1 protein-coding gene is annotated in these 809 nt (G+C 42.5%); it reads left to right on the top strand.

The window, feature by feature from the left end; all coding sequences use genetic code 11:
* Window positions 1-329: 329 nt before the first annotated feature.
* On the top strand, window positions 330-809 hold a 480-nt coding region (locus CI603_RS06360; RefSeq protein ID WP_147438291.1), incomplete at its 3' end, for a hypothetical protein.

Here is an 809-nt window from a genome sequence, read left to right as displayed (position 1 = left end):
GGTGTAGCTTTCGCAGTTACTTCTCCGGATCATAGACCACAAGGCTAAGTCGAAGAAGGAAAATCGTTCCCTGTTTTCTTCGGGACACCTTGAGTCGCGCTCTCTGAGCTGAGGCTCGACATCATATCAAGACAGGTTGCCTTAAAGCCTCTGACTCAAGCATGCAAATTATGGATCAAAAGCTCTCTGCCCACAATATTTGAGCATGAACGCCTCTACATCAGCTATGCCCATTTACACGTTTTCCAAGGCTCTGCCACACAACTACTTTCGCCTCACGATCTACCACTAGATTTCTTCGAATGAATTGAAACCAATAGAGTAAAGATATGGGAACATCTGGAGCACGAGTAGAGATGAATCAGCACAGAAGAACCTTTGATGCCAATGAGAAGGCAGGTATCAAGATGGCCGTTGCTGATCTGCAATGGTGCCTTGAGAGCTTCCATGTCATACAACAAGATAAGCGGAATGGCCCCATACTTATGATGATTGAGCTCCCATTCTATATGCAAGTTCTTGTTGAGAGCTTTCAATTGGAACAAGAGCTATTGAGAAGGCATGGCTTGCGCAAGATGCCGCTGCTCCATAGCAAAGAAGCTGAGAATTATGAATTGCGCATGCGTCACCGATTGAAATTACTGGATAATACTAAATTTTCAATTCCCACAATGGGAAAAGAGCTCCAAACAATTTCAGAAGCTTTTAAGAATCAATTCTGCATGCATCCAATTAAAATATTAAGGAGATTTCAAAAAGACCTAGGTATTTACACCATAAATAATAGACCCGTGGGTTCAAATTTAACG

Origin of the sequence: Bifidobacterium sp. wkB338 (assembly GCF_003688325.1) — a bacterium.
Classification (GTDB): domain Bacteria; phylum Actinomycetota; class Actinomycetes; order Actinomycetales; family Bifidobacteriaceae; genus Bombiscardovia; species Bombiscardovia polysaccharolytica.
The sequence above is the reverse complement of the archived record's forward strand: the minus strand, read 5'-3'. Positions and strand labels throughout refer to the sequence as shown.